Consider the following 8,354-nt stretch of genomic DNA (forward strand, 5'->3'; position numbering starts at 1 on the left):
TGGCAAAATCTCTTTAGTTTGATTTTTATATTTAGAAAAACCTATCTTTCTCATGTTAATCCTTTTATTATCTAATTGATAACTAATATCAGGATTATAGACAAAAAAGTCTTAAACATATATTAATAATCATTATCATAAAGATTTAAGCTTGTTTTGTTTATTATTTCGGTGCTGATTATTAAAATATCTATTGAATATTAAATAATAAATTTTCTCTTTAAGTATGATGTATGTATCAGGATAATAACTCCATAAATATAGAAGGAATTTTCTTATAGAATCTTACATGATGAAAAAAATTATAAATATTACTCTTGAAAATAGACCACTAAATCATATTCTCTTTGTTTTTTTATTACTATTAGCTTTTGTAGCTTATAGCAAAATTCCAAAAGAAATGTTTCCTCCAAGTGCATTAGATATGGTTAGTGTTAAAGGCCATTATATCGGTGCTAATAGCACAATGTTAGATAAATTTATAGTGCGAGATATTGAAAGTATTTTACAAAATAATCAAAATTTAACTGAGATACAAACTACAATAACTAAGGGTGAATTTCATATAAATGCCAAAATAAAGAATGAAACCTCTAAACAAAGAATACTTAATAATATAAAAAATTCTATCGAAAATTTAAGGCAAGATTTACCACAAGACATGGATATACCCACTGTTGATATCTCTGAGAGTTATTTTCCATTAATAAGTATATCAATCTCATCAAATACAAATAATGATTACATTGAAATTGCAAAAGATTTAACCCAAGATATTAAAAAATTAAAAAATTTATATAGTGTTACTCTTGATGGAGATTATAAATCTTTACTTGTTATATCACTAAATTCACAAAAACTTCTTGCTTATGGTATATCTAATGAGAAAGCATATAACGCTCTTATGAGTTTATATTCTCTATATCCAATAGGTTCAATAAGTTCTCAAAAGCAGAAATATTATGTTGAGAGTAAAAATGATGATATAGATATAAATATACTGCTTGAATCTGAAATAAAAATAGACAATATAATAATATATGTAAAGAATATTGCTGATATAAAATATGATTATGAAAATAGAGATATTATAACTCGAACAGATGCTACGCAAAGTGTAATAATAAATATAAAAAAAGCAAAACTTGGCGATAGTATAGAACTTTCCAAAGAAATTACAAATATTATGGATACCTATAAAGATAAGTATAAAAATATAGAGTTTAAGATTTTAAGTGACAGCTCTTTTTGGATAAAAACTAGGCTTAATACAATCGCTTCAAATATTATAATAGGTCTGATTTTATTGTTTTTTTCTATCTGGTTTTTTATCTCTTTAAAGATTGCTATTGTAGTTTTACTAGGGATTCCAGTTAGTTTTGCTTTTGGTTTGATAGGTTTAGATTTTTTTGAGGGATCTTTAAACACCCTTTCTATGATAGGGGTTTTACTAAGCCTTGGAATACTGGTGGACGAAGCTATAGTAGTAAGTGAAAATATTAACCGCCACTCTACTATGGGCAAAAGTATTAAACAAGCCTGTATAGATGGTACTCATGAAATGATGCCAATTCTCTTCGCATCTATGCTAACCACCATCATAGCTTTTTTACCTCTAACCATGCTCTCTGGTGGACTAGGTGTTTTTATAAAAATAATTCCTATAATGGTTATTCTTCTAGTTATTAGCTCATTCATAGAGAGCTTCTTATTTTTACCACTCCACTATAAAGAACTTTCCTTTAAGTTCTTAAATGAAAAAAGTAATGGACTCAGAGAAAGAATTTGGGATAAAGCAAGTACTTTATATATAAACTCACTCTCTTTTTTTATAAAAAAACGATATATATGGGGCTCTTTTATCATTATATTGACTCTTTTATCTACATATGCTCTAGCAAAGTCAAGTCGCTTTCAACTTTTTCCAGAGTTTGATGCAATGACTATAAATATTACAGGTAAGGTCAAACATGGTTCTATTAACTATACATTAAAGGAGACTAAAACTTTAGAAAGAATTTTGCTCCAAGAGTTGGATTCAAAAAATGTTTCTTCTATTTCTACTATTATAGGAATGAATAGTGATGGTCGTTCCATGCATGAAAAGGGCGATAATCTCTTTACATTAACTGTTAATCTCAAGCAAAAAACATATGAAAACTTTTTTAACAGAGTTATTAACCCTATATTTACACCATATAAAGAAGATAGTAATTCTAGTAGAACAAGAACTCTTTATGCTAAAGATATTGAGAAAAAAATACAACTGTTAGTACAAAAGTACAAGCTTAAAAATGATTTTTTAGAATTTAGTATAAATATACCACAAACTGGTGTCATAAAAAATGATGTAGAAATATCTCTTTCGCATAAAAATAATGAAAATATTAAAAAAGCTCTAGATAGTTTGAGTTTTGCAATAAAAAATATACAAGGTGTTCATAGCATCAAAGATGACATGAAGTATGATGAACTAAAGGCTGAAATATTGTTAAATTCATTTGGAAATAGTCTTGGATTTTCTCAAAAAAGAATAATAACAAAAGTTAGAAACTTCATTTCGATGCAAAAACTCTCTAAGATTGTAGATACAAATTCAGAACTTATAGAATTAAAAGTTAATTATGTAAATCATGACAATTTAGATGCACTTTATAACTTATCTTTGGAAGTGCCAAACGAAAACTATAATGTGAGTTTAAAAGATATTGCAATTATTAGTTTTTCCAAAGATATAACAACCATTAAAAAAGATGATTTACAAAAAATATTTACACTTAGTGCAAGTTTTGATAAAGATACAATTTCATCTAGAATTTTTTATAATAAACTTAAACCAATCATTAAAGAGATAAAAAAAGATGGGGTGCAAGTTTATATAAAAGGTGAACAAAAAACTAATAATCAAATAAAAAAAGATATTTTAATATCCGTATTGTTTGCTTTGTTTGGAATCTTAATAATCCTTACATGGTTGTTCTCTTCATTATCTTTGTCTATATTTGCACTTAGTGTGATACCTCTGTCTATCTTAGGCGTTCTTATTGGACATAAGATTATGGGTATGGATATATCTTTTTCTTCCTTACTGGGCTTTGTAGGACTTATAGGCATAGTTATAAATGACACTCTTATAATGTTAAGCATGCTTAAAAAATCAAAAAATATAGAAGAGTTACTGAAAAATGCTTCACTTAGAGTAAGACCCATCCTTCTTACATCAATAACTACAATAGTGGGGTTAAGTACATTGATATTTTTTGCATCTGGTGAATCTATATTAATGCAACCATTAGCAATTTCTATAGGTTTTGGACTAATATATGCAACAATAATTAACCTATATTACCTTCCAATATAGGTTAGCTTCAAAAAAGTATATTAATATCGAGAATCGTTATCAATTTAATAATAGATTAATTTTAATGTAACTAGAATGTGACACAAATAACTACTATTTGTGAAAATATAGTTTATTAAAAGGAAATTAGAATGATTGATACTACGATGTATACGCTCTCCCAACTGTTTTTAACACCAACATTAGTTTTAATATTATTGATGTTTGTTTATTCATTTATTGCATTAGGTGCATTTATATATGAAGGTGTTTCACGTAAAAAAAACAGCATGCAACTAGGTACAAAAGGAGCATATCCTATTTTACGTTATTACAACACTGATATGCATATTAGCATGGAAAAACTCGAACTTTTTGCATATAAAAAATTAGAACATATTCGTAATGTTTCAAGAATTGCTCCAATGATGGGTCTAATAGCTACTTTAATTCCTCTTGGGCCTGCACTTAAGTCTTTAACAGATGGAAATATTCAAGGTATGAGCGAAGGATTGATTATAGCCTTTTCTGGTGTGACACTAGGACTTATCGCCGCTTCACTTACTTACTGGATAGGTAATATTAAAAAAAGATGGTACGCGGATGAATTGCATATTATTGAAGTTTCAAAGGCTTCTTAATGGCGCTAAGATTATTAAACGACGATGATGATAATAATCCAATGAACTCGGTGATTAACCTCATAGATATATTTTTGGTTGTCATCGCTGTTTTACTTATTATCATCTCTCAAAATCCACTAAATCCATTTAGTAGTGATGATGTAACTGTTATAAAAAACTCTGGAAAGAAAAATATGGAAATTATGGTTAAAAAAGGAAAAGAGATAAAAACTTTTAAATCTAAAGGAAATATTGGTGAAGGAAACGGTGAAAAAGCCGGTATTTCATACAAAATGGAAGATGGATCATTTGTATATGTTCCAAATAAAGAAGCAAAAATATGAAGCAAATTTTATTAATAACATTTTTATTATTAACCTCGTTACTTCAAGCAAATCAGCAAGTTCGCACAAAAAGTGATATCTTAGTTTTATCAACAAATATGGGGAAAAATCGTCAAGAGAGAAAAGCTGAGCTTTTAAAAGAACAGTTAGCAGCTTATAATATTTCATCAGAAATTATTTTTACTTTGGATGAGAATAAAGCGGCAGAAGCTTTTAAAGATAGAAGATTAGTAATCCTAGATGCATTAGATGGTAAATATGGTGTTGCTTCACTTTTACGTAAATATGAGGATATTCTAGAAGATACTAAAACACCATACATTGCGCTAAAACTTGATTATGAAAAATTTGGAAATATGGAAAAAGAGTTTGCTTCTAAAGTTTTATCTTATTTTTCACAAGCTGGAAAATACAACTATGCCCAAGGAGCGGCTCTTTTAGCTAAAGAGTATTATTCAACAGATACTATCCCTCAACCTGTTCACGAAATGAGTGACACTGGCATCTATCATCCAAATAAAGGAAAAGGTACTTTTAAAACCTTAGATGCATACTTAAAAGTTTTAAGTGAAGAAGAAAAAAGTAAACCTATGGTTGGGATTGTTATACATAAAGAAAATATAACTTCTGATGATACTATTATAGTTGATATGGCAATACAAAAACTTCAAGAAGCTGGTATAACGCCTATCGCTTTTTATACAAAAGTAGGTGAAAAAGATTTTGCAGGAGAGCGTTTTTTTACAAAAGATGGCAAGCAACTAATTGACTTGATAATTTCTTTTCAAGTAATGATAATGGATCAAGAAAAATTGAGAAAAGACTATGCAAGAATAGGTCTAAAAGTTATGCAAGGTATGGTGTATCGTCAAGGTTCACAAGAAGCTTGGGAAAAAGACAAACAAGGTATCTCTATGAACTGGATTCCGATGGCTCATATAATCCCTGAGCATATTGGTTATACAGATCAGTTAATAGTTGGAGCACTAGACCCAATAACTAAAAAAACCACACCAATATCTTATCAGTTAGATATGTTTATGAAGATAGCTATTAATAACTCTAGGTTAAAACAAAAAGAAAATAAAGATAAAAATATAGCTATTTTTTACTATAACTATCCTCCTGGTGTAAATAATTTTGGTGCTTCATATATGCAGTTTCCAGAATCTTTATCTAGCATCTTATCTAGTATGAAAAAAGCTGGATATCAGACAAAAAATGAGAGTAGTGATTACTTTATAAAAACACTTCCTAAATCAATGGCATATTACTATAAAGATAGTGTATATAATGAAAAATATGCTGATTTACTACCATACGAAGTTTATGATAAGTGGTATATGACACTTCCACAAGAAACTCGAAATCAGATAAATAAAAAATGGGGACATCCAAGAAAAAGTAAATTTCTTCATAAAAAAGATGGAAAAAAATACTTCATAATCCCAAGATTGCAAAAAGGAAATATTACTTTACTTCCTCAACCTAGTCGCTCTAATGTTGGTGAGGATAGAAAGGGAAGAAAAATATATGAGGGCAAAATCTATCATGATACTGCTTCTCCTGTTCCTCACCATTACCTTGCAGTATATCTGTATGTTAAACAAAAAAATGATGCCATAGTTCATCTCGGTACACACGGAACTCAAGAGTGGTCTTATGGAAAGGAAAGAGGTCTTAGTATCTATGACTCTCCTCTTCTTAGTGTAGGGGCATTACCAAATATATATCCATATATTACAAATAATCTAGCAGAAGGTATTCAAGCAAAAAGACGAGGTAGAGCAACTCTGATATCTCATCAAACTCCTCCATTTGGGGTTAGTGGAACTTATAAAGAGCTGAGTGACATTATGGACCTTATAAATCAATATAAGCAAACTAGTGATGCTGTAAAACAAAATAATAAGAAAAAACTTATTGAGTTGAGCGTTAAAATGAACCTACACAAGGATATGGAGTACAGCCAAGAGAAGATGCAAAATGAGACAGATGTTTTTGTGTCAGATTTGTATGATTATCTAAATGGTCTTAGTTCAACCCTGACTCCTCTAGGTATGCACAAATATGGTTCATATCCAAAAGATGACCATATGGTTCAAACACTTATGTCAATGCTTGGTGATACATTTATAAAAAGTATTGAAGGTGAGAATGGGCTAGCTGGCATAAACTATAAAGATCTTAACAATACGAAAGTATATAAGATGCTACAAGAATATGTCATAGAAAATAAAGATTTGAACACCCTTGATAGTGGTTTACAACCTTTTATACAAACAGCAAAAATGTATAGAGATAATTTTGTAAACAATAAAGAGATGCAAAACTTACTAAAAGGTTTAGATGCTGGATATATTGAGACTAGTGTAGGTGGTGATCCTGTAAGAAGTCCTGAATCTATACCTACCGGAATGAATATGTATAGTTTTGATCCTGAGCGTATTCCAACGGAAGCTGCTTATAAAACAGGTTCAAAAATCATGAAAGATTACATTGCAAACTATTATGATAAACATGGCAAGTATCCTCAAAAGATTACATTTAATCTCTGGTCTTTAGAGACAATGCGTCATTTTGGTGTACTAGAATCTCAAATACTTTATGCAATGGGAGTAAAACCTGTTTGGAGTAAAGGTGGGATAAGTGATGAAATGGTTCAAAGTATGGCTAAAGGAATTTTAGCAGGAATGTTTGGTGAGAGTTTTGCAAAATGGGTTGCTTCATTTGTAACCGTAGAGAGAATAAAAACATTTGATTTTTGCATGCCTCAAAAGATGAAAAAGATGTTTTATGCGGGACTGAAAATGGGTCGTGGCAAAATTGATGGTGTTGAAGTGATTTCATATAGTGATTTAAAAAGACCACGTATAGATGTAGTAGTTCAAGCAACCGGACTTTATCGTGATACTTTTCCTAATGTTATGCGAGTAATTAACAAAGCAATTGAAAAGATTGCAGCTTTAAAAGAAGAGCATAATTATGTTAGAGAACATTCTTTGTCCATTAAAAAGATGCTTTTGGATAAGGGTTATGATGAAAAAGAAGCTCAATACTTATCGACTATTCGTATGTTTTCTGCAGCGCAAGGTAAATATGGAAATGGTGTTTCAGGTACTGTAAATATTTCAGAGACGTGGGATAAAGAAACAAGAATAGCTCAAAACTATATACGTACATCAGGTTACATATATGGTTCTGATGAATCTAAATGGGGAACAAGAGTAAAAAATGTAGACATGTTTGCACAAAATTTAAAAGGTACAGATGCCGTCATGTTTAGTCGTACTTCAAACTTATATGGAATGATGACATCTGATGACCCTTATGGATACTTTGGCTCAATCGCACTTGCTATTCGCCATTTAGATGGTAAAAGTCCACAGATGCTAATCTCAAATCTAAGAGATCCAAATAATGCGAAAATGCAAAATGTAAGTGAATTTATCTCTAATGAACTACGTTCAAGATATTACAACCCCAAGTGGATAAAAGAGATGCAAGACAGCGGTTATAGTGGTGCGACTCGTGTACTAGATGTTGTAAATAACTTTTGGGGATGGCAAGTTGTATATCCTGATGGTGTTAGATCAGACCAATGGCAAGAATTTGTAGATATTTATTACGATGATAAATATGACATGAAAATGGATGAGTGGTTTGAAAAGACTAATCCAACCGTTCGTGCACAGATGGCTGAAGTAATGCTAGAAGCAGTAAGAAAAGGTTATTTCCAGACAGATGCCAAAACAATTAAAAAGCTTGTTCAGTCTTTAGAAGAGATATCTAAAAAATATAACCATAAAACTTTAAACAATAAGTTAAAAGACTTTATAAAAGCCGAGAAAGCTTCTGGTTATGGTTTAAGTATCCCCGTTGCAACTCCTGTTGCAAACGCTCAACAAGCCAAGAGTAAACCTGTTGTTAAAGTTAAACCAAAAGTTAAAGGTCAAAAATTAGAAGAAGTTAAAAAACAGACAAAAGAAAAAGTTAACTATGACACTGTTGCTATGTGGCTTTTTATCTTATTCCTAATCTTGAGTG

The 8,354-nt window shown here is 30.1% G+C and carries 4 protein-coding genes; all 4 read left to right on the forward strand.

The features are described 5' to 3' along the window. The first annotated feature begins 289 nt into the window (after positions 1-289). Complete coding sequence (locus QZZ48_RS12705; RefSeq protein ID WP_294966471.1) at positions 290-3,361, forward strand: efflux RND transporter permease subunit; 3,072 nt, start codon at positions 290-292, stop codon at positions 3,359-3,361. 131 nt (positions 3,362-3,492) lie between these two features. Continuing rightward, positions 3,493-3,981, forward strand: a complete 489-nt coding sequence (locus tag QZZ48_RS12710) for a MotA/TolQ/ExbB proton channel family protein (RefSeq protein WP_294966472.1) — start codon at positions 3,493-3,495, stop codon at positions 3,979-3,981. Then, complete coding sequence (locus QZZ48_RS12715; RefSeq protein WP_294966473.1) at positions 3,981-4,307, forward strand: DUF2149 domain-containing protein; 327 nt, start codon at positions 3,981-3,983, stop codon at positions 4,305-4,307. The genes QZZ48_RS12710 and QZZ48_RS12715 overlap by 1 nt, the downstream gene beginning before the upstream one ends. Next, positions 4,304-8,354: cobaltochelatase subunit CobN (locus QZZ48_RS12720; protein WP_294966474.1), on the forward strand; the 4,051-nt coding region annotated here is incomplete at its 3' end. The genes QZZ48_RS12715 and QZZ48_RS12720, both read left to right, overlap by 4 nt.

The sequence above is a fragment of the Sulfurimonas sp. genome (assembly GCF_016744025.1).
Lineage (GTDB): Bacteria > Campylobacterota > Campylobacteria > Campylobacterales > Sulfurimonadaceae > Sulfurimonas.